Genomic DNA, 21,292 nt, shown 5'->3' with positions numbered 1-21,292 from the left:
GGTCCCGATCGGGAATAATGATCCCCGTTCGCCCGAATACCGAAAGGGGCCGTTCATGGCCGCCATGAAACCCAGGACCGGTGACGGCCCACTCGAGGTCACCAAAGAGGGCCGCGGAATCATCATGCGGGTCCCCCTGGAAGGCGGCGGACGCCTCGTGGTCGAGCTCACCGCCGATGAGGCCAAGGACCTCGGCGCCCAGCTGACCGCCACCGCAGGCTGACCCGCTGACCTCCGACCCGCGGGTCACGGTCCACCCACTGGCCCAACTGACCCGCACCGAACGCCTCGCCATCGTCCTCCTGGACGGATCGGCTCCCCCGAAGTCACTGGTGATGCTCGCGCAGCGGCTGGGCGGCCCTGACCTCGCCGCCGCGGTGTCTGATCCGCAGCATGCCGCCCCCGACCCTCACCTGGTGCTTCGTGCTGCGCCCACTGCAGTCGGGATGGCGCAGGCCGGAGCAGCGATCGGTCGGGCCGCGGTCGGATCAGCGCCACTGGATTGTGTCGTGCCGAACGGGGCGCGACTCATGACCGAACGGTTCGCACACGGTGTCGTCGTGGGCGCGCAGCCCGTTCGCAACAGCAGCCCCGCCGAGATCCGGATGTGGCTCGGGAGCGGCGCTGCGGCCACCGAGTCGACCGAACGCGGCCTCACCGTCGGAAGCCGGGTCCTGCTGGCCCGCCGCCTGGGCAACACTCCCAGTGACATCAAGACACCGACCTGGCTGGCCGACCAGGCTCATGAGGTCTCCCGATCCGGAATCCGAACCACAACCCGAGGTCCACAGTGGCTCGCACAGCACGGTTTCGGGGGGATCCTGGCCGTCGCCGCCGGGAGTGCCACCACTCCCAACCTGACCCAGATGGTCTACCGCGGATCCGGTACCGGTCCGCATGTCGTTCTCGTCGGCAAGGGAATCACCTTCGACAGCGGTGGCCTCTCGATCAAGCCGGCGCCGTCGATGCCCATGATGAAGACCGACATGGCCGGCGCCGCCGCCGTCATCGCGACGATGGCTGCGATCCGCGATCTCGCCCTCCCGATCCGCGTGACGGGTCTCCTGGCATGCGCGGAGAACATGCCAGGGGCCGCCGCCATGCGCCCCGGCGACGTTATCCGGCAGTTCGGTGGCCGCACCACCGAGGTGCTCAACACCGACGCCGAGGGGCGGCTGGTCTTGGCCGACAGCCTCGCCTACGCGGCTGCTCGCCTGAGACCGGACGTCCTCGTGGACGTCGCGACCTTGACCGGCGCCGCAACCGTGGGGCTCGGTCGTGGTCATGCCGCGCTCTACGCCACCGATGAGCGGCTCGCCCATCGGCTCGAGACAGCCGGGACCGACAGCGGCGACTCGGTGTGGCGCATGCCGCTGGTCGACGAGTACACCGGCGCCATCGCATCGGCTGTGGCTCAGTCCGCCAACACCAACACCGATCCGCACACGCAGGCGGGTTCGATCACGGCGGCACTGTTCCTGCGCCCGTTCGCAGGCAGGGTGCCGTGGGCACATCTGGATATCGCGGGCAGCGGACGCACGGAATCGGACCGGCCGGACTGCCGCAAAGGTGCGACGGGTTTCGGTGTCAGTCTGTTGACTCGATGGCTGGATCGTCTGGCCGCATGACCGGCCGGCGATCCAGTTCGCGGGCGAGGGCCGCGAGCGCGGCATCGACGTCCTGCATCCGGTAACCGCGCAGTCCCACCCTGAACTTCAGCGCGCGCACATCCGCCGCATCCCACGACGCGTCGGGCAACTCCGGTGGCCCGGGCCGATCGGTCGGGGCCATTCCGGGATCCCACCGGCCGGCCAGCACCAGCACCGCACCGGCGATCACGATCACCGCGAACAAGACGAAAACCACCGTCACGGGCACAGTATGACCGAACCCTGAGCAAGACCGACCTGAGGATGATCAACCCAGGGCGCTTTGGCGAATCACCCATCGAGCACAAACCAAAGGGCGCCCGCCGTCCCGGAGACGGATACTGGCGGGCGAGGCAGGCAGATACTGGTGGCCGGGAGGAACTGTGCTCAAACTCGGGACCCGTACGTTCGGGGATCGCGACCTGCTCGTGATGGCCATCATCAATCGAACTCCGGACTCCTTCTACGACCGGGGCGCGACGTTCGCCGAGGATTCCGCCCTGGACGCTGTGGACCGCGCGGTCGCGGAAGGCGCGGACATCGTCGATATCGGCGGGGTCAAGGCGGGTCCAGGTGATGCGGTGGGTGCCTCCGAGGAACTGCGCCGTACCGTGCCGTTCGTGGCCAAGGTGCGCGACCGCCATCCCGACGTGGTGATCAGCGTGGACACCTGGCGAGCCGAGGTCGGACGCGCTGTGTGCGCCGAAGGCGCCGACATCATCAACGACGCGTGGGAGGGGTACGACCCGGACCTCGCCCGGGTCGCCGCCGAGTACCGAGTGGGGATCGTGTGTACTCACGCGGGTGGTCAGATCCCCCGCACCCGCCCGCATCGGGTGGTCTACCGAGATGTCGTGCAGGACATCATCACGACGACGACCGGGTTGGCGCAGCGGGCCGAGGCACTGGGAGTGCCGCGCGAGTCGATCATCATCGATCCGGGACACGACTTCGGGAAGACCACTCCCCAGACTCTGGCGGCGACGGCAGCCACCGATCAACTGGTGGCGACCGGCTGGCCGGTGTTGATGTCACTGTCGCGCAAGGACTTCATCGGTGAGACCCTCGACATCCCGGAACCGAAGGAACGGCTCACCGGGACCCTGGCGACCACGGCGGTCACTGCCTGGCTGGGCGCACGGATCTGGCGCGTTCACGACGTGGCCGCGACGCGCACCGTCCTGGACATGGTGGCGGCCATCCGCGGCGACCGTCCCCCGGCGCTGGCGGTGCGTGGTTTGGCCTGAACCGCGCCTTCGAGTGCGTCGGACTCGTACGTTGGTCTGATGGCCCCCATCCGACCACCGCGGCGCCAGATCGGTCCCATCAGCATCCGGCCCGACCAGCTGCAGCCCACCACCCACGACCAGCGACTCCTGGACTCACGCCACGCGGCCGACTGGATCACGGCGGATCCCTGGCGGGTGATGCGGATTCAGGCGGAGTTCGTCGAGGGATTCGGGGCACTCGCCGAACTCGGACCGGCCATCTCCATCTTCGGCAGTGCCCGCACGGCTCCCGATCACCCGAACTACGCCTTGGCGCGCGACATCGCGGCCGGTTTGGTCGACGAGGGCTACGCGGTGATCACCGGCGGTGGCCCGGGCATCATGGCTGCGGCCAACCGGGGGGCGGCCGAGGCCCGCGGGGTATCGGTCGGGCTGGGAATCGAGTTGCCGTTCGAACAGCGCCTGAACGACTGGGTGGACGTCGGCATCAACTTCCGCTACTTCTTCGCCCGCAAGACGATGTTCGTGAAGTATGCCCGCGGGTTCGTGGTCCTGCCGGGCGGGTTCGGCACACTGGACGAACTGTTCGAAGCCCTCACGCTGGTCCAGACCCACAAGATCACCACCTTCCCGATCGTCCTCGTCGGGACGAAGTTCTGGGAGAAGCTGCTGGACTGGATCGGTGAAGAGTTGATCGGTCACGAACTGATCGCCCCCAGCGACCTCGACCTGCTGCAGGTGAGTGACTCACCGGCTGAAGTCGTGCAGATGATCCTCGCCGCGGACCGCAGGGCGGAATCCGAGGTCATGCCACGGCCCGACCCCTCGGACGAGGGAGTCATGTGGCACCGCCGCCCGCCCACTGAGGAGCATCGCGAGCGTTGGTGAGGCAGCGAGCGGAAGGCTCAGCTTCGTCGGTCGAACACAGCCAGCAACTGCTCCGACCACGAGATCAGTCGCTCCTCGCGCCACAGTTGCGCGGTCATCGTCGAGTAGCCACCGGTCGCGACTGGGGTGTCGGAGGTGTACCAGAACCAGTCGTCCCCTTTCAGCGGCTCATCGCCGGGGAACTGCAGGGACCAGCGCACAGTGCTGGCGGGCGCGGGGCTGGTCATCAGCGGCAGTACTGTTCCGGGCCAGGCGTCGACCAGTGCGGAGATGGCTGCGACGCCGACTTCGGGGGAACGATGCCGACAGTGGCCGGTGACGCGGGCTGAGTCGCTCCCGGTGAAAGGGATTCCGCTGGCAAACCGGAAGTCGAGATTGCGGGTGAACTCCGGGGTCATCCCGGGGATGTACGGCATCTCGAGACACTGCTCGAGGGGGACCGGATCGGGCGGTTCGGGTGGGACTGTCACCGCACTGGCGCGTAGATGGCCCAGCACCGTATGGACGCGAGCAAGAGGGTGCGATCCCGCGCCGGCAGTCAGTTCGGCGGCGGCATGGGTCAGGTACTTCCCCTGGCGCAACATCTCGGCGCGAACCCGCACAGGACCGGGGGGGACCGGTCCGATGAATGCCGCATCGACCGCGCGGACGGGCAAGTCGGCTAGTCCCGGCAGCGCCTGCACGGCGTTGATCAGGATGCCCGCGGCCAGACCCCCGAAAGCGGTCCGGCCCTGAGCCCAATCGGGGGGCACATCGGCCGTGAACGCGCCTGGTGCGACCTCGACGACGCGGGCAGCGTCAGTGAACGACGTCAGGGGGATGTCATTCACAAATCAGCCCGGCGTTCCGGACCAGCCGCCACCTGTGCTCACGCACGCAGGGTCACCAACCGGGCTGTGAGGTCGTCCACCATCGGGTCGGGGAGGGCCGGCTTCAAAGCTTCGAACATCTCGCGGTAGTACCAACGGGTGCCCTCGACTCCACCCTTGAACCGCTCCAGATACGCGTCCCCCCGCGCGGCCACGGCGGCAGCCGTGGAGCTCAGGTTGTGCATCTTGTCGCTGGCGATCACCAGACACGCACCGGCGTCACCGATCTGGCCATCAGGGCCCTGCGCCAAGGTGCGGACGCGGGCGATGTGCTGCTCCTTGCGGGGCCGCCAGTCCTGTTTGTTGTTCGGATCAGACGACATGCTGTCAGTTGCGGCATAGACGATCTGAGCGACGCGGGGACCGAACATGTCCTGAATCTCGCGCAGTCGGTTGTCCCCGCCCGCGTCCTCAACGACATCGTGCAGTAGTCCCGCGACGACGAGGTCTTCCATCTCCGGTTCGTAGGCGGGTACTCCGAGTCCGTAATGCCAAACGAGGGTGGCCACGGCCATCGGGTGCGTGATGTAGGGAGACCCGAGATCGTCTTTGCGGCGCTGCGGCGCATGCATGACGGCGGCGTACGCGAGCGCCATCGGCAGCCGGGCCGAGTACAGGGAGTCGGCCGGCAGGTCCAGGAGGTCAGGGACCTCGGGCGCCGCGGAGAGTGTTGCCTCGTCACTCGCTTGGCCCTCGTCACTCGCTTGGCCCTCGTCACTCGCTTGGCCCTCGTCACTCACCCGGCCAAGTTAGCCGAACCTGCGGTGCGCCGCACAGCCCGCCTGTCCGACTCCTTTACGGTCCGCTGACATGCCGCGCGTTTGCCGCTCCTCCGGTCGGGTAGTCAAGACGCAACCGCAGACAGCGGGTCGACATCAGGAGAGTCACAGCCATCATGAACCGCAACGACCTGGGCACCCAGTTCGAGATCACTTCCGACGACCGCGCGGCGATCGCAGACGTCGTCACCATCTGGGCCTGACCCCCACGCACAACCGAAACCCCGGCAGCCAAGATGCTGCCGGGGTTTCGTGTGTCGCGGTCAGCCGTCGCCGGAAGCGAGCGGCATGAAGGTCAGGCCTTGTCGACCTCGTTGACCTGCTTGGCGGTTTCTTGAGCCGCGGAGGCGGCGACGGTGGCGGCCTCGCTCAGAACCCCGGACGCACTCTTGGCGGCACCAGATGCTGCACCGCCGGTGCGATCAGCGGCATCCGCGGCGGCGGCCCCGACACTCGCGGCTGCATCGGACACTCGCTGGGCGGCGCGATCGGTCAGCCCGGCCGCTTCTTGAGCTGCCTCAGTCACACTGTCCGCGGCCTTGTTCGCCGCCGAACTCACGGCGTCGGCCCACACGGATGCTGTTTCAGATACATCGGCGGTGTCGGTATTGCCCCGTCGTTTGACGATCGCGAAGCCCGCGATCGCACCGGCCGTTGCCGCCGCCAGCAGTAATGCCTTCTTCATCTGTCCACCTCATCGGATTGCTGCCTGTGCTCTCTGCGGCGATCCTCGCATGCACCACCTGCCAGGCCTAACGCTGGCACCCGGATCGAGACGTTCCCGCCGCGCACACGCTACGACTGCGGCACCTGACTTTGCCATTCGGCAGGACCACGACGGTCCTGCTGACTACGCTCACCTTCAATGGAGGTGCATGGTGACACGCAAGGTTGACAGTCGCATGGGTGTTTTCGATGCCGTTATGTGGGGCGTCGAAACAGATCCGTTGCTCCGGTCGGTCATCACGTTGGTGGTCATGCTGGACAAGAAGCCCAACCGCAAGGTTCTCACGCAGCGGATCGAGGAAATGTCGATCCGCGTACCGGCGCTGCGGCGTCGGGTCGTGGGCAACCCGGTGTCGCTGGTGCCCCCGCGCTGGGAGTCCACCGACGACTTCGACATGAACTACCACTTACGTTTCCGTCGCGCCGCCAACACTCGCGATGACGCACACGTCCTCGACGTCGCCGAGCACATGGCCGAAATGGACTTCGATCGGGCTCGCCCCCTGTGGGAAGCCATCGTGATCGAGGGCCTCAAGGGCAACAGAGCCGCGCTCATCATGAAGATCCACCACGCCATCACCGACGGCATCGGCGGAATGGCCATGGCGGCATCGCTCTTCGATCTGTCCGACGATCCCAGTCAGCGCCCCGAGCAGCCCATGCCCGACGTCGAGGAGACCGGACATGAGGACGCGAAGGAGCGCATCGTCGAGGGTGCCGAATACCAGGCCAAGACGACAGTCGACCAGATCAAGGACATGGCCGGCGGCGCCAAGACCCTGGTGACGGGAACCGTCACCGACCCGGTGGGCACCGTGAAGAACAGCGTCGATTTCACCCAATCGGCCGCTCGGATCCTGGCCCCGGCCTCCACGCCGATGAGCCCCGTCATGCGCGGACGCTCGCTCGGCGTCCACTTCGCGATCCTGGAAGCACCTCTGGACGCGCTCAAGGTGGCGGGGAAGTCCAACGGTGGGACGCTGAACGACGCGTTCATGGCCGTGGTGTCCGGCGGCATCGCCAAGTACCACGCCGCGCATGGTGTCTCCTTGGACGAAGCAGCAGCTGTGCGGGTCAACATGCCGGTCAACCTGCGCCCGCGCACCGAGGCTCCGACGTCGGGCAATCGCTGGGTGCCGGCTCGGTTCCCACTCCCGCTGGGTCCGGAGGACCCTGTCGCCCGCGTGCGTGAGTTGCACCCGGTGCTGTTGCAGGCCCGCACCGAACCGGCACTGGAGATCAGCGAGCCGATCTTCCGGCTGCTCACATCACTGCCGCGTCCGGCGACCACCGCGCTCGCGGCCGGGATGATGAAAGGCACCGATGTCGCGGCCACGAATGTGCCGGGCCCGCCCATTCCCGTCTACCTCGCCGGCGCCCAGGTGCAGCAACTGGTCCCGTTCGCCCCGAAGGGCGGCGCCGCGATGAACGTGGCCATGATGTCCTACAACGGCAAGGCGGAGTTCGGTGTGAACCTGGACACCGCGGCGATCTACGACCACGACGTCATGATCAAGTGCCTCGAGGAGTCACTCGCCGAGGTCGTGGCCTTGTCGGTCAAGGAGGACTGACCCTCACCAACGGTCGGTCGGTCGGTCGGTCGGTCCGTCGGTCGGTCGGGGGACAATCCCATACCGGCGGGCCTTGGACCCGGAGTGGTTACGGCCCCGCGTCGATGGTGGCGGGGGGCAGGGATGCGGCCCGAACGGCGGTGCCGCCGTATGTGCCCGACATCTTCTGCCACTGCTTCCAGGAGTAGTTCCAGTAAGAGCCCGGGGTGCCGTTGGTGACCTCCATGGGGCGGCCGGTGCCTTTGGTCACGACTGGGTCGCCGGCGACGACACGCTTGAACAGCCACTTGGCGTCGGCGACGAACATGTTGGTGCAGCCGTGCGAGCCGTTCCACAAGCCCATGCGGTTGTTGGCCCACGGGGCACCGTGGATGAACTCACCCGTAGGCGTGAGCCGGATTGAGTAGGGGGCGATGACGTCCCACCGCTCATCGGCGCCGGGGTCGTACCCCGTCATCCGCAACCGCGCGTACTTCTCACCGGTCAGGATCTTGATGCCGCTGCGGGTGCGCCAGCCGGCCTTGCCCAAGGACACCGGGAACGACTTGACGACGCGACCGTCCCGACGGACGTACAGGCGGTGTTTGCTGTCCTTGATCTCCAACACGAAACTGCGGTCGGTGCGGAGCACGAAGGTCCGATCGGACTTGTCGTTGCCCACGAATTCCTGGTTGTCGGTCCGCGCCAGAACGACACCCGCGAGGTCGATGTCGAACCGAATGTCCGCGTTGCCGGGCCAGAATTTGCGGGGACGGTAGATGGCCGTCGTGTCGTCGATCCACCCCCAGGCCCCCCGCGTCAGGGGCTTGTCCGAACTGACGGTGATGGCGTCCTCAGCGGCCTTGCGGTCCTTGACAACCTCGGAGAAGCGGAGGGTGACGAGTTGGCCGATGCCGTAGCGCTGATGATCGGTGCCGGGCGAGATACTGATCGCCACCGGAACCCGCTCGCGCTCTGGCTCAGCGGCCTGGGCGAGGGCCGGGAGCATCGTGCCGGCGGCCGTGGCCGCGGCGAGCACGAACAAGAGGGGACGACGCATGTCGCTCCAATCCCTGAGATCGGCATCCGTGAAACTTCAACTACTCGATAGTACTGGGGCACCGGGTTTCGGGCCAGCGTCCGGCGATCAGGTCACGCTCGGGGAGGTGATCCGGTCTCGGGCCCGGCGCCGGCGGTACCAGCGCAGGAACAGCCACATCAGGCCCGCGAGCATCACGACCACGAGCACCGGGACGAACACCGCGACGAGCGCCAGCGCGAGCGAGATTCCGTCCTCGGCCACGCTCACGAACGGGGCGGCGACGCCACCGGTGCCCGCGTTGAACACCGGTCGTGCGGCTGCTTTGGCCCCGTGCACCGTGCCTGCGGTGATGATGCCGAGCACGACGGAGACGGCCGGTGGGAAATCCCCGATCAGTCCCGTGCTCCCGGCAAACAGCACCGCACCGGCAGCGGGTCGGATCACGGTGCCGATGACGTCGTTGACTGAGTCGACCACAGGGATCTTGTCGGCCAGGACTTCGACGGCGAGCAGGACCGCGAGGATCGCCAGTACCCACGGAATCTCAAGCGCGTCGTACGGCTCCGGCAGCGTGACCACGTCGAAGTAGCCGAGCAGACCGACCAGCAGCAAGGGGATGTACGCGTTGAGTCCCGCAGCCGCAGAGAGCCCGAGGCCGGTCAGGATCGCGGTGGTCAGATCCACGGCGCCAGAGTACGGCCATGACGAGAGCCGTCTCGGTTCTCGGCCCGGTTCAGGGGGTGCCGGTGAGGCCAGTCGTCGCAGCGAAAGTGACGGCATCCGGCCCGTTGTAGGTCACAGCGACCTGATCACCGACTCGATGCGCAGGTCCGGCCGGAACACGGACCACGACCGGGGTCTCCGCGACCTCGACGCGATAAGAGGTGTCGTGGCCGTAGAACTCGATCGCCGTGACAGTGCCGGGTGATCCGGGACCAGCCTTGGTCAGCGAGATGTGTTCGGGTCGAGCGAGGACAACGCGGGGCCCCACATCCCCACTGCGCAACGGAAGGTCGCCCAGCACCGTGGTCGCCACGCGTCCGTTGACCTCGGCAGCCAGCAGATTCGCCTCGCCGACGAAGGAAGCCACCCAGCCGGTGGCCGGTTCACTGTAGATCTGCGCCGGAGTGCCGACCTGGATGACGCGTCCCTCGTTCATGACGGCCACCTGATCGCCCAGCACGAAGGCCTCCTCCTGGTCGTGCGTGACGAAGACGGCGGTCATCTGCACATCTCGCATCAACGCGGCGACCTCGCTGCGCAAGCTGACCCGAAGCTCGGCATCCAGGCTGGAGAAAGGCTCGTCGAACAACAGCAGTCGCGGTTGTGGCGCGATCGCACGCGCGAGCGCTACCCGCTGAGCCTGACCGGCGGACAACTCGTGGGGACTGCGATCCGCCAAGTGGTCCATGTGCACCAGCTCGAGGGCTTGCTGGGCGCGACCGGCACGCACCTGGGCCCGATTCAGCCCATAGGCCACATTCCGAGCGACGGACATGTGGGGGAACAGGGCCCAGTCCTGGAAGACCATCCCCACACGGCGGCGCTCGGGGGGCACCGCCCGACCGGGTTCACTGACCAACTCACCGCCGATGGAGATGACCCCGGCATCGGGGACCTCGAGCCCGGCGACCATGCGCAGCAAGGTGGTCTTGCCGCAACCCGAAGGGCCCAACAGCACCAACTGCTGACCCGCAGGCAGGTCGACGGAGACATCGGCAACGGCAACGCAGTCGCCGAACCTTTTCGACACCCGTTGGATCGACAGGCCCGACTGCTCGTTCACCCCGCTCCCCTCTCTTTCGGCTGGCTCCCGCCGACTGGCTCTACCGGCATCGGGTCGGATCTCCGCGTCCGGTCGGATCTCCGCGTCCGGTTCCGCGTCCGGTCGGATTAGGTAAGCCTAACCGCCCAGTGTCGGTGGCGTCCGCGAACGGCTACCGTCGCGACTGCCCCCGCAGCACCAGTGCCCAGGTCAACAGCGCAGAGAGCGCGATGAGCACGAGTGAGGAGACCCCGACCTCGGCGTAGAAGCCATCGGTGGCGGCACCCCAGATCGTGGTCGCCAGGGTTTCGAACCCGATGGGCGCGAGCAACAGCGTGGCCGGAAGTTCCTTGATGGTGGACAGCAGCACCAGCCCGCCGGCGGCCAGCAATCCCGGCAGGACCATGGGCAGGTCGACGGTCAGGAAACGGCGCCGCGGACCTGCCCCCAGCAGCGCAGCGGCCTCGTCGAAACGGGGCGCAACGCCTGAGAGTGCGGCGGCCCCACCGCGCAGAGACTGGGCTCCGAAGTGCAGGACGTATCCGAGGATCAGCAGCGGGAAGCTCTGGTACAGCGGAGCGAAGACCTCGGGTGCGCCGACCGCCCAGGCCACGAGGGCCAGCGCAACCACCAGCCCCGGGATCGCGAAGACCGATGTGACGATACCGGCGGCCAGGTCGAACCATCGCGAAGGGCGTCTCACTTGAGCGAAGGCAACCGGCAGGGTGACCAGCACGGCCGCCACGGCAGCCGTTACAGAAGCGACAGTGGAACCGATGACCGGTTGCACGAGGAAAGTCAGATCGTCCCCCCACCCCGAGTACCCCACACCCACGGTCGTCGACCCCCGCAGCATCCAGGTCAGGAAGACGGCGACGGGCGCGATGACCCCCAGAAGCACGGGAATCGCGCAGAGCATCGCGGCGGGGGCCTTGAGGCGGCGCAGACTGATCGTGGCGCGGGAGCCGCCCCGGCCGACGGCGGCCGTGAAGGGCTCCCCACCGCGGCGCATCAGCAAGGAGACCGCCAGGGCGATGACGGCCAGGATGAGACCCAACGTCAACGACAACTGCCGGTCCAACAGCCGCGCCGAGTAGATGGCTCGCGTCACGGTGTCGAATCGCAACAGTGCCACGGCGCCGAACTCGCTCAGGCAATACAGGAACACCAGCAGCCCACCCGCAGCGATGGCGGGCCACAACTGGGGCAGCAGGACACGCACGGTTGTCGTCCAGCCGCCCCGTCCCAGGAGTCGGGACGCCTCTTCCGCTGACGCTGGGGTCGTCGCGGTCTTGGCCAAGACAGGCAGGAAGACGTAGGGGTACGTGAACACGACGAGGACGAGGAACGACCCCCAGAAACCTTCAGGTCGGGGGAGGACCGGGATCAGTCCACCGCGACCGGTGGCCGCAATCAGTGCCGTGGCGCCCACGAAAGTCGGGATCACCAGCGGAAGAGCGAGCAGAACCCGCCACAGGCCCCGCCCGGGCACATCCGAGCGCCCGACGAGTACCGCGAGGCCGGTTCCCACCACCATGGTCATGGCCGACACAGTCGTCGCCAGCAGCAACGAGTTGACCAACGGCCGACGGATCTCGGGCGACAGCAGGGTTTCCACCGCGCGCGACCCGGAGTCCGCGGCACCGACTAACAGGTAGAGGAACGGCGCGCTGAAGAGCAGCGCGACCGCCGCTACGGTGACCCACAGAACTGGCCCGGCGCGCCGGTTCCGCGGGGGCTTCGGGCGAGGCAGAGGCGCCAGGTGTTCCCGGTGCGCCTGGTAGTCCGCGTCCTCAGGGAAGTCCGCGGCCTCAGGGAAATCCGCGTCCTCAGGGAAGTCCGCGTCCTCAGGGAAGTCCGCGTCCTCAGGGAAGTCCGCGGCCTCAGGAAGTGGTGAGACCACTGGCTTCGATCATCTGAAGTGTGGCGCCCAATCCCCCGCCCAGACTGTCCAGGTCGAAGGTCGTCACGTTGATCTCCTCCAACGCGGGCAGTTCGGCATTCGCCTTGGCGCCCTTCGCCAGCGGATACTCGAAGGTCTCACTGCTGAAGAACTCCTGCGCTTCGTCCGCCAGGAGGAACGCAGCGAGATCTTGGGCCTGCTTCTGGTTGTCACTGGACTTCAGCACTCCGATCGCGGTCGTGATCAGCAGAGAGCCGACATCGCCGGACTCGAAGAAGTAGTTCGCAGTGGGGCTGGCCGGGTCCTCGAGCTTCTGACGCTCGTTGTAGTAGTGATTCACGAGGCCCATGGGGGCCTCGCCGCGAGCAACGGCCTGCACGATCGACGTGTTGTCGGCATAAGTCGGAGAGTCGTTGTCGGCCATGCCTGTCAGCCATTCCTCCGCGACGGCGTCGCCTTCCTGCAGCCGCATCGCCGTGACGAAGTCCTGGAAGGATCCGTTCGTGGGGGCAACGGCGACCTTGCCCGCGTACTCGGGTTTCGTCAGATCGAACACCGACGCCGGAAGGGTCTTGGGGTCGACCTCGTTGGTGTTGTAGACCAGCGCGCGCACCCGGCCGCTGAATCCCACCCACTGTCCGTCCTTGTTCTGCAGGTCCTTGTCCACCAGTCTCAAAGTCTCTGCGTCGACAGTGGTCAGCAGATCCTTGTCGGCGAGGTACCCGATGGCCCCGGGGCTCTGCGAGATGAAGACATCCGCGGGCGAGCGATCACCCTCCTGCTCGATGAGCAGCGCGAGGTCCGCGGAGTCGCCGTAGCGGACGTCGACCGCAGTGCCCGTCTCCTGCTCGTATCGGTCGATGATGGGTCCGATGAGGTTCTCGGTGCGGCCCGAGTACACGGTGATGTCCGCGGGAGCAGCCGACTCGCCTGGCCCGGCTTCCGGTGCCGTGGAGCACGCGGTGAGAACGGTCATCGGCAACAGGACGGCTGCTGCGGCAGCGAGCACACGATTCACGGGACTCTTCCTCTCAGACTTTCCTCTGGCCCTCCGGCCCTCTGGCACTGCCGGCCCTCCGGCACTGCCGCGCCTCTTTGCCCCCAGGCTCGCCGCACACCATAACTTAGGTAACCCTTAGTCTCCGAATTCCCTGGCTCGTCCCCACCTGATCCCCTCGACGACTCCCTTCCACCATGCCGTCGTTCGACCCCCTCGCCGCGGGTCCGGGGCCATCCCTCGTTGACCCGGGCGCCGTCATGGGGCATTCTTCACGGGTGCAGACAGCAACCGTCGCCGTTTCGGTGATGCCCATGGCCGCCGGTGCGGTCATGTGTCGCTGCCTGTGTTGTGCCTGAGCCCCGTCCCCATGGACGTGCGGCGCTCGGGCCCCCTCAGCCCCCGTCCCCGACGATGAGCTGACCCCCTGAGTACCGGGCGTCCCCGAACCAGCAGCGGAGACCCCATGACCAAGACCCCGACGAAACCGGCCCGCATTGCCAAGCCTCAGGGCCAGTGGGCCTTGGGCCAGACCGAACCTCTCAACGAGAACGAGGTGTTCAAAGCCGCCGACAACGGCTTGAACGTGCGTGCCAGGATCGAGCAGGTCTACAGCAAGAAGGGCTTCGCATCGATCCCCGCCGACGACTTGCGCGGCAGAATGCGCTGGTGGGGGCTGTACACGCAGCGAAAGCCCGGAATCCCCGGAGGCAAGACCGCCTCGTTGCCACCTGAGGAACTCGACGACGAGTTCTTCATGATGCGGGTGCGCAGCGACGGAGGCTCGCTCACCGGGGAGCAGGCCCGCGTCATTGCCGCCATCTCGACCGAGTTCGCCCGCGACACCGCCGACATCTCCGATCGCCAGAACATCCAACTGCACTGGATCCGGATCGAGGATGTGCCGGAGATCTGGCGGCGCCTCGAGGCCGTCGGGCTGGGGAGCACCGAAGCGTGCGGAGATACTCCGCGCGTGATTCTCGGTTCCCCCGTAGCCGGCGTCGCAGCCGACGAGATCATCGACGGCACACCAGCCATCGACGAGATCCTGCGCCGCTACATCGGTGACCCCGAGTACGCCAACCTGCCGCGCAAGTTCAAGACCGCGATATCAGGATCCCCCCGCCAAGACGTCGCGCACGAGATCAACGACGTGTCGTTCGTCGGCGTCGTCCACCCCGACCACGGTCCGGGTTTCGACCTGTGGGTGGGGGGCGGCCTGTCGACGGTGCCGAAGCTGGGTGTTCGCCTGGGAGCCTGGGTACCGTTGTCGGACGTGCCCGATGTGTGGCAAGGCGTGATCAGCATCTTCCGCGACTACGGCTACCGACGACTGCGGAACAAGGCCCGGCTGAAGTTCCTCGTCGCCGACTGGGGGCCGGAGAAGTTCCGCGAAGTCCTCGAAACCGAGTACCTGCACCGCCCACTGATCGATGGCCCACCACCGCCGGCCGTTCCTGCCGGTCAGCGCGACCACGTCGGTATCCACGAGCAGCGCGACGGACACTACTACGTCGGTGCCGCCCCCACGGTCGGACGGATCTCCGGGACGACATTGGCCCGTATCGCGGATCTGGCCGACGAATACGGAACCGGTCTCATCCGACTGACGGCCCACCAGAAGTTCGTGATCCTCAACGTTCCCGGCGACCGCACGCAAGCACTGGCGGACGAACTCGAACCACTCCAACTGCGAGTTCGACCGTCGCAGTTCCGGCGTTCTGCGATGGCGTGCACCGGCATCGAGTTCTGCAAGCTCGCCATCACGGAAACCAAGGGGCGCGCCGCCGACCTCGTCACCGAACTGGAGTCCCGACGCCCGCAGTGGGATCTGCCGTTGGCCATCCACGTCAACGGCTGCCCCAACTCGTGCGCCCGCTTCCAGGTCGCAGACATCGGGCTCAAGGGAGTGCTCGCCACCGACGCCGACGGTGAGCAGACCGAGGGATTCCAAGTCCACCTCGGGGGTTCGCTCGGGGAGCAATCCGGTTTCGGTCGAACCCCGCGCGGGCTGCGCCTGGCAGCCCACGATCTCCCCGATTACGTCGACCGACTGCTCGGCAACTACCTGGCCGACCGACACGACGACGAGTCCTTCGCCGAATGGACCGTGCGCGCCGACGAGGAGTCCCTGCGATGAGCGTCGAGATCACCCTCTCTCCGCCGCAGCGATCGGAGCAGGAACTGCAGTCCCTCATTGGGGAAGCCAGGTTCTTGTTCGACGACTCGACCGACCCCGTGGGATTACTGTCCTGGTTCGGGGTGCGGCTGGGCGTCGGCCGTATCGCTGTTGCCGTGTCGTTCTCCGACGGCGTCATGGCCTGCCTGGGCGCCAAGGCCCTGCCCGGTGTGGACCTGCTGTTCGCCGACACCGGCTACCACTTCGCCGAGACCCTGGGACTGCGTGACGCCATCGCCGCGGTCCACCCGGTCAACGTCCGGTCCCTGCGGCCCGATCTGACCGTGGCCGAGCAGGACCATCGGTACGGCGAGGACCTGTGGCAGCGCGACCCCGACCTGTGCTGCGCGATGCGCAAGACCGCACCGATGGCCAATGCTCTGCGCAACTACGACGCCTGGGCGACCGGCCTGCGGCGCAGCGACCACTCAGGCCGCGCTGACACCCCCCTGGTGGAGTGGGACGACAAGCACGGCATCGTCAAGATCAATCCGCTCGCCGCATTCACCGACGACATGATCGACGCCTGCATCGAGAAGTACCAGATCATGCACAACCCCTTGCGTGAGCTCGGTTACCGCTCCATCGGCTGCTCGCCGTGCACCCGTCCCGTCACCGACGGTGGAGATGCACGATCCGGCCGGTGGCAGGGACGCGCCAAGGTCGAGTGCGGACTGCACCTATGAACCGGGGCTACCCACTGTTCCTCGACCTCACCGATCGCGCGGTGCTGGTCGTCGGTGGCGGACCGGTAGCGCAACGCAGGGCGGAGCAGATGCTCGCCGCCGGGGCAGCTGTCACGGTCATCAGCCCTTGGGCGACCGAGGACCTCATCGATCTCGCGGAACGGGAGCACCTGCGCTGGCTGCGCCGGGAGTTCGCCGCGGGCGACACCGCCGACAACTGGCTGGTGCAGGCATGCACCGGTGACGCGGCGATCGACGAGGCCATCGTGGCCGAGGCTGACAGGGCCCGGATCTGGAGTGTGCGCGCCGGACACGCCGAGAGGTCACCCGCATGGGCGGCGGCGACAGCGACGACCGTCGACGGGGTGCAGTTCGCCGTTTCCGGCGGCCAGGATCCGCGGCGAGCCGTCGCACTGCGAGATGTCATCGCCGACCTCTGCGCCGAAGGGCTGCTGCCGGTGCGCCGCCATCGCAGGGGTCGCGGCCGTGTGTTTCTCGTCGGGGGTGGCCCCGGGGATCCCGACCTGATGACAGTGCGAGCCCGCCTGGTGCTGTCCCTCGCGGACGTCGTGGTGACCGATCGGCTCGCTCCGGTGGCTGTCCTGGACCACCTCGACCCCCAGGTCGAGATCATCGACGTCGGCAAGTCGCCGGGCCGGCACGCCATGCCGCAGGACGAGATCGACCAGCTCATCGTCGAGCGGGCCGAGCAGGGCGATGTCGTGGTGCGCTTGAAAGGGGGCGATCCGTTCGTACTGGGCCGCGGCGGCGAGGAGGCCCTCGCCTGCGTGCGCGCGGGAGTACCTGTTGAGGTGGTGCCGGGCGTGACCTCGGCCATCTCCGTTCCCGCTGCCGCCGGCATCCCGGTGACGCATCGCGGCCTGTCGACGTCCACGCTGATCCTGTCTGCCCACGATGGCGCCGCAGAGGTGGTGCGGCGTGCCGCGGCCACACCTGACGACACGACACTGATCCTGCTGATGGGCGTGCGCCACCTCGCCGAGACCGCGTCCGAACTCATCCGCGCCGGGCGGCCCGCGGATCTTCCGGCGGCCGTCGTCAGCGAGGGCTGGACAGTGCACCAGCGCACGGTCGTCGGGACCTTGGCCGATGTCGCCCAGCGCGCTGAATGCGCGGAGCTGTCGTCGCCCGCCGTCGTGGTCGTCGGTGCCGTGGCCGGCCTCGCCGAGCAGCTGGGTCCACTGGCCGCCATCTCCGTCGATGCCCGCCACGGCGGTGCCCCATGACCACCGTCACCCCTGAGCGGATCACGTCGATCTCAGCCTCGTCCAAAACCGATGTGGTTCTCATCGCCCACGGCAGTCCCGACCCCCGCCACGCCCGATCGATCCAGGGCGCCGCACGCCGCATGGCTATCGCGCTCGGACGCACCGTCACGGCAGCGTTCTTGGAGCATGACCATCCGCGCGCCGAGCAAGTGCTGCGAGCGGGCATCGCCGACACCGCGGTGGTGATCCCCCTCCTCCTCACGGCGGGATTCCACTGGCACAACGACATCCCGCCACTACTGGCACAAAACGGATCGCGGATCGCGCTGGTCCCGCCCCCCGAGCCCGTGCTGTTCGCGGATGCGGTCCGCGAGGTCGCGGGCGACGGGACTCATCTCGTGCTCGCGGGGGCAGGAAGTTCCCGCCCAGAGGTCGTGACGCGGTTCTCGCGGCTCGCCGACCGACTCCTCGAGCAGCCCGCGATCGCGTCTGCCACGGTGGCCCTGTCGCCGAGGGACGTACCGGATGTCGTGCGACCACACAGCACTGTCGTGCCGGTCCTGACCGCCGACGGTGTGATCGCCGATCGGATCCGCGCCGCAGCAGCGACCTCAGGCGCGAGGACCACGCGGGTCCTCGGTGACACCCGAGGTTTCGCCGACTGCCTGTCGCGCCTGGTGGGAGAACTCACGATGTGACGCCGGCCCTGCGCCAGCCGGGCCACCCGACCGCCACGACCAGACCGATCGCCGCGCCGACCATGGTCGCCACGATTCGCTGGGTCCCGAATGGTGAGATCGGGTCGGCGATGTCGACGAGCACGCTGACGAAGACCGTCAGCCAGGCGAAGAACAGCGTCGCATTGCCCAACAACCATCGACACGTCAGGACCCCACTCAGCGCCGCAAGGAGCAGCAGGACGACAAGGCCGCCATCGCTGATGATGACCACCGCCTGGAACAGCAGCACCCCCGCCAGCACTCCGATGACCCGGGCGATGAGACTGGCGACAGTTCCGGAGTAGTCGGCTCGGACCGCGAGCGCGAACACCAACAACACCCAGTGCCCCTGGGGAATCGCGAAGTACGCGACCGCGCCGGCACCGACGACCATCAACACCGCCAGCCGGATGCCGGCCTGGAAGGACCTGGTGCCGGGCTGCAGCAACCCCAGCAAGTCATCCAGCCGATCTCCTGTTGCGCGCCCCCCTCGACCAACAGCCGGATCGACTGAGACTGCCGGGCTGCGCTCGAGCGCCGTGACGGCACGCCCCGAGTTGCCCTCCCCCAACGGCGCCCCGGGGATGCGGCGCAGTCGACGCCCCGCACTGCGCAGATCCGCGGGCTGATCACCAGGGGTCTCGGCGATCGCCAGCAGTCGCTCGAACTGTGCTCGCTCGGCCGTGCTCAGGTGAGCGGTGCCCATCGTCTCGCGGGCTGCCGTCGCCCAACGCTGGACATCCGGTCCTCCCGGTGCCCGCGCCGCCCACTCCAGCGCGACACCGACTTGCCTCCGAACCAGCCCCTGGCGCTCCCAATGCCACGCCACCAGCGCGACGACCGTCTCCACCACGGCCCCCAGACACAACCAGCCGGCCAGCACCACCGCTTCGGTCAGGCTGCCCGGCACGACGCTGAACAAGATGGCGGTGATCATGCTCGCGATGGAGGCGTTCGCGACGGCCAGACCGGCTCCCGCGAGCGCCCCTTGCAGGAACGCCAGGACTGCGAGCAACGGGATCAGCCACCCCGTGTCGCCGACGATCACAGCCAGGAACCCGACCAGCGTCGTCGTGATCACACACAGCCACAGCGCGCGGGCCAGCACCCGGCGCGGCACGGCAGCATCCAGCAAGGCGATGTTCAACGCACCTGTCGTCGCGGCGATCCCCGCCTCGAAGTGACCCGTGATGGCCCCGACCGCCAACAGAGCAGCCATGATCCCCCCACGCCGCGCGGCCGATGGCCACGTGGACACCGTTGGCGCTACCTCGACGAGTTGACGCAGGACCACGGGCATGTGTCGAGTCTGCCAAGGGAGCCGAACCTGCGCGTGGCCATCGAGGACCGCGTCCGGCAGCCTCTACAGTGCGGGGATGACCGTCGCTCCCACGCCGCTCGAGGTCACGAGTCTGACCAAACGCTTCGCAGGTGGCGTGCTGGCGGTCGACGACCTGACGTTCCGGGTCGAACCCGGACGCATCACGGGATTCCTCGGACCCAATGGCGCCGGCAAGACCACCACTCTGCGGTGTCTGGTCGGACTGGTTCGACCCACGTCGGGCACCGCGACAGTGGCGGGTCAGCCCTACCTCCGGGTCCCCCGACCGACCTCGGTCGTGGGTGCCGCACTGGAGGCGTCGGGCTTCCACCCATCTCGGACCGCCCGTAATCACCTCCGTACCCGGGCCGTCGCGCTGGGACTGCCGACCAGTCGGGTCGACGAGATGCTCGACTTCGTCGGCCTGGCCGACGCGCGTAACCGCAAGGCCGGCGGCTTCTCGCTCGGCATGAGCCAGCGTCTGGCACTGGCCATGGCCCTGCTTCCCGATCCGGCGGCGCTGGTGCTCGACGAGCCCGCCAACGGTCTGGACCCTGCGGGGATCGCGTGGCTGCGCGGGTTCCTGCGGGAGTTGGCGAGCCAAGGCCGCACGATCTTGGTGTCGAGCCATCTGCTCGCCGAAGTGCGGCAGACCGTCGACGATGTCGTGATCATCGATCGCGGTCGGCTCGTGCGGGCCGGAGCACTCGGCGACGTGCTGGGAGACGACTCCATCGTGTCGGTCTCGGGTCCGGACCTCACCGGCCTGGCCACGGCCGTGGTGGCCGCAGGCGGTACCTCCCGACAGGAACACGAACACCTCATGGTCACGGGACTGACGGCGGCTGAAGTGGGACACCTCGCATGGCGGGATCACATCGAGATCCATGCACTGACCACGCAGTCCGAGGAACTCGAACAGGTCTTCCTGCGGCTGACGACCGACCGTCGGGGAGACACGCCATGATCGGGTTCGTCGCGGATCTGTGGGCCCTGATCCGCAGCGAATGGGTCAAGGTCCGATCCACCAAGGCGTGGTGGATCCTCATGATCATCGGGGCCGTGATGGCAGGACTGCTCTCCCTGCCGTTGATCCTCGTAGCCACCGCCGTCGATCCCGAGACGGGGGAACCTCTGGCGGAGATGGACTTCACCGACCCGGCGGCACTGGATGTCCTGTGGCCTGCGATCGGTTCGGCGACCGTCGTGGCGCTGATCCTCGGGATCTTGTCCTTCACCGGCGAATATCGCCACGAGACGATCACCGATACGTTCCTGACCGAACCGCGGCGCAGCCTCGTGATCGCCGCCAAGGCGATCGTCAACGCGCTGTTGGGGGGACTCCTGGCGCTGGTCACCGCCACCGTGGTCGTTGGGGTCGCCCTTCTCCTGGTTCCCACCCCCCACGCCCCCTTCGACTGGACCCAGATCGCGGGCACGACGGCCGGAGCGGCGCTCGCGTATGGCTTGTTCGCCATCATCGGCGTGGCACTGGGTGGTCTGATCACCAACCAGATCGCTGCAGTGGTTCTGGCGCTGCTATGGATCTTCGTCGCGGAATCCGTGATCTCGGCGTTCCTGCCGGACTGGGGTCCCTGGCTGCCCGGGGGCGCGGCCGCGGCCATCCTCGGAGCGGACGGCGGATGGTCCGAGGCCCTGGCACCAGGGCCGGCCACTGCGCTTCTCCTCGCCTACGCCGCGGTGCTGGCAGCCCTGGCGGGACTGACGACTCTGCGGCGGGACATCACCTGACCCACGCGG

General features: G+C 67.7%; 21 protein-coding genes. 11 read left to right on the top strand and 10 right to left on the bottom strand.

Translation table 11 applies throughout. The features are described 5' to 3' along the window. Positions 1-55 precede the first annotated feature (55 nt). Positions 56-223, top strand: a complete 168-nt coding sequence (locus V9E98_02595) for a DUF3117 domain-containing protein (GenBank protein ID MEI2715881.1) — start codon at positions 56-58, stop codon at positions 221-223. 112 nt (positions 224-335) lie between these two features. After that, positions 336-1,628 carry a leucyl aminopeptidase family protein gene (locus tag V9E98_02590; GenBank protein ID MEI2715880.1) on the top strand — a complete coding sequence of 431 codons (1,293 nt, stop codon included), beginning with the start codon at positions 336-338 and terminating at the stop codon, positions 1,626-1,628. Here the strand turns inward: V9E98_02590 and V9E98_02585 are convergent. Further along, on the bottom strand, positions 1,588-1,872 hold the full coding sequence (locus V9E98_02585; GenBank protein MEI2715879.1) for a DivIVA domain-containing protein: 285 nt from the start codon (positions 1,870-1,872) through the stop codon (positions 1,588-1,590). The two genes, V9E98_02590 and V9E98_02585, sit on opposite strands and share 41 nt — an antisense overlap. Before the next feature lie 160 nt (positions 1,873-2,032). Between V9E98_02585 and folP the strand changes: the two genes are divergently transcribed. After that, on the top strand, positions 2,033-2,896 hold the full coding sequence (folP, locus tag V9E98_02580; GenBank protein ID MEI2715878.1) for a dihydropteroate synthase: 864 nt from the start codon (positions 2,033-2,035) through the stop codon (positions 2,894-2,896). A 39-nt stretch (positions 2,897-2,935) separates the two neighbouring features. After that, positions 2,936-3,766 (top strand): TIGR00730 family Rossman fold protein, encoded by an 831-nt coding sequence (locus tag V9E98_02575; protein ID MEI2715877.1) that lies wholly within the window; start codon positions 2,936-2,938, stop codon positions 3,764-3,766. Positions 3,767-3,783: 17 nt separating this feature from the next. Here V9E98_02575 and V9E98_02570 read toward each other — a convergent pair whose 3' ends face one another. From V9E98_02570 to V9E98_02560, 3 genes are all read right to left on the bottom strand, one after another. Next, positions 3,784-4,596, bottom strand: a complete 813-nt coding sequence (locus tag V9E98_02570; GenBank protein MEI2715876.1) for a thioesterase family protein — start codon at positions 4,594-4,596, stop codon at positions 3,784-3,786. Positions 4,597-4,634: 38 nt separating this feature from the next. Further along, positions 4,635-5,375, bottom strand: coding sequence for an HD domain-containing protein (locus V9E98_02565; protein ID MEI2715875.1), 741 nt, complete (start codon positions 5,373-5,375; stop codon positions 4,635-4,637). Positions 5,376-5,709: 334 nt separating this feature from the next. Next, a complete protein-coding gene (locus V9E98_02560; GenBank protein MEI2715874.1) occupies positions 5,710-6,099 on the bottom strand; it encodes a hypothetical protein in 390 nt (129 codons plus the stop codon). 193 nt (positions 6,100-6,292) lie between these two features. On the opposite strand from V9E98_02560, the gene V9E98_02555 reads away from it, so the two are divergent. After that, a complete protein-coding gene (locus V9E98_02555) occupies positions 6,293-7,711 on the top strand; it encodes a wax ester/triacylglycerol synthase domain-containing protein (GenBank protein ID MEI2715873.1) in 1,419 nt (472 codons plus the stop codon). An 88-nt stretch (positions 7,712-7,799) separates the two neighbouring features. On the opposite strand, the gene V9E98_02550 is transcribed toward V9E98_02555, so the two are convergent. The 5 genes from V9E98_02550 to V9E98_02530 form a co-directional block, all read right to left on the bottom strand. Next, entirely contained in the window at positions 7,800-8,750 is a 951-nt protein-coding gene (locus tag V9E98_02550; protein ID MEI2715872.1) for a L,D-transpeptidase, read from the bottom strand. A gap of 87 nt (positions 8,751-8,837) precedes the next feature. Beyond that, positions 8,838-9,416: a DUF4126 domain-containing protein gene (locus tag V9E98_02545; GenBank protein ID MEI2715871.1), complete on the bottom strand. Its 579-nt coding sequence runs from the start codon at positions 9,414-9,416 to the stop codon at positions 8,838-8,840. A gap of 49 nt (positions 9,417-9,465) precedes the next feature. Continuing rightward, the gene (locus V9E98_02540; GenBank protein ID MEI2715870.1) at positions 9,466-10,518 is read right to left on the bottom strand and encodes an ABC transporter ATP-binding protein; all 1,053 of its coding nucleotides are present in this window, start codon (positions 10,516-10,518) and stop codon (positions 9,466-9,468) included. 151 nt (positions 10,519-10,669) lie between these two features. After that, positions 10,670-12,400, bottom strand: coding sequence for an iron ABC transporter permease (locus V9E98_02535; protein MEI2715869.1), 1,731 nt, complete (start codon positions 12,398-12,400; stop codon positions 10,670-10,672). Continuing rightward, positions 12,381-13,418, bottom strand: coding sequence for an iron ABC transporter substrate-binding protein (locus V9E98_02530; GenBank protein ID MEI2715868.1), 1,038 nt, complete (start codon positions 13,416-13,418; stop codon positions 12,381-12,383). Before V9E98_02530 ends, V9E98_02535 begins: the two co-directional genes overlap by 20 nt. A gap of 445 nt (positions 13,419-13,863) precedes the next feature. Between V9E98_02530 and V9E98_02525 the strand changes: the two genes are divergently transcribed. Genes V9E98_02525 through V9E98_02510 form a run of 4 tightly spaced genes read left to right on the top strand, consistent with a single transcriptional unit; the run spans position 13,864 to position 18,189 of the window. Next, complete coding sequence (locus V9E98_02525) at positions 13,864-15,537, top strand: nitrite/sulfite reductase (protein ID MEI2715867.1); 1,674 nt, start codon at positions 13,864-13,866, stop codon at positions 15,535-15,537. Beyond that, positions 15,534-16,262, top strand: a complete 729-nt coding sequence (locus tag V9E98_02520; protein ID MEI2715866.1) for a phosphoadenylyl-sulfate reductase — start codon at positions 15,534-15,536, stop codon at positions 16,260-16,262. The genes V9E98_02525 and V9E98_02520 overlap by 4 nt, the downstream gene beginning before the upstream one ends. Continuing rightward, positions 16,244-17,509, top strand: a complete 1,266-nt coding sequence (cobA, locus tag V9E98_02515) for a uroporphyrinogen-III C-methyltransferase (protein MEI2715865.1) — start codon at positions 16,244-16,246, stop codon at positions 17,507-17,509. Before V9E98_02520 ends, cobA begins: the two co-directional genes overlap by 19 nt. Further along, positions 17,506-18,189: a CbiX/SirB N-terminal domain-containing protein gene (locus V9E98_02510; protein ID MEI2715864.1), complete on the top strand. Its 684-nt coding sequence runs from the start codon at positions 17,506-17,508 to the stop codon at positions 18,187-18,189. The genes cobA and V9E98_02510 overlap by 4 nt, the downstream gene beginning before the upstream one ends. Here V9E98_02510 and V9E98_02505 read toward each other — a convergent pair. Further along, positions 18,179-19,510 (bottom strand): FUSC family protein, encoded by a 1,332-nt coding sequence (locus V9E98_02505; protein MEI2715863.1) that lies wholly within the window; start codon positions 19,508-19,510, stop codon positions 18,179-18,181. The two genes, V9E98_02510 and V9E98_02505, sit on opposite strands and share 11 nt — an antisense overlap. A 76-nt stretch (positions 19,511-19,586) precedes the next feature. Here V9E98_02505 and V9E98_02500 point away from each other — a divergent pair, with 76 nt between their 5' ends. Beyond that, the gene (locus tag V9E98_02500) at positions 19,587-20,498 is read left to right on the top strand and encodes an ATP-binding cassette domain-containing protein (protein MEI2715862.1); all 912 of its coding nucleotides are present in this window, start codon (positions 19,587-19,589) and stop codon (positions 20,496-20,498) included. Then, positions 20,495-21,283: an ABC transporter permease gene (locus V9E98_02495; protein MEI2715861.1), complete on the top strand. Its 789-nt coding sequence runs from the start codon at positions 20,495-20,497 to the stop codon at positions 21,281-21,283. Before V9E98_02500 ends, V9E98_02495 begins: the two co-directional genes overlap by 4 nt. Positions 21,284-21,292: the final 9 nt, after the last annotated feature.

The sequence above is a fragment of the Candidatus Nanopelagicales bacterium genome, assembly GCA_037045355.1.
Lineage (GTDB): Bacteria > Actinomycetota > Actinomycetes > S36-B12.
This window is presented reverse-complemented; position numbering and strand designations above follow the sequence as displayed.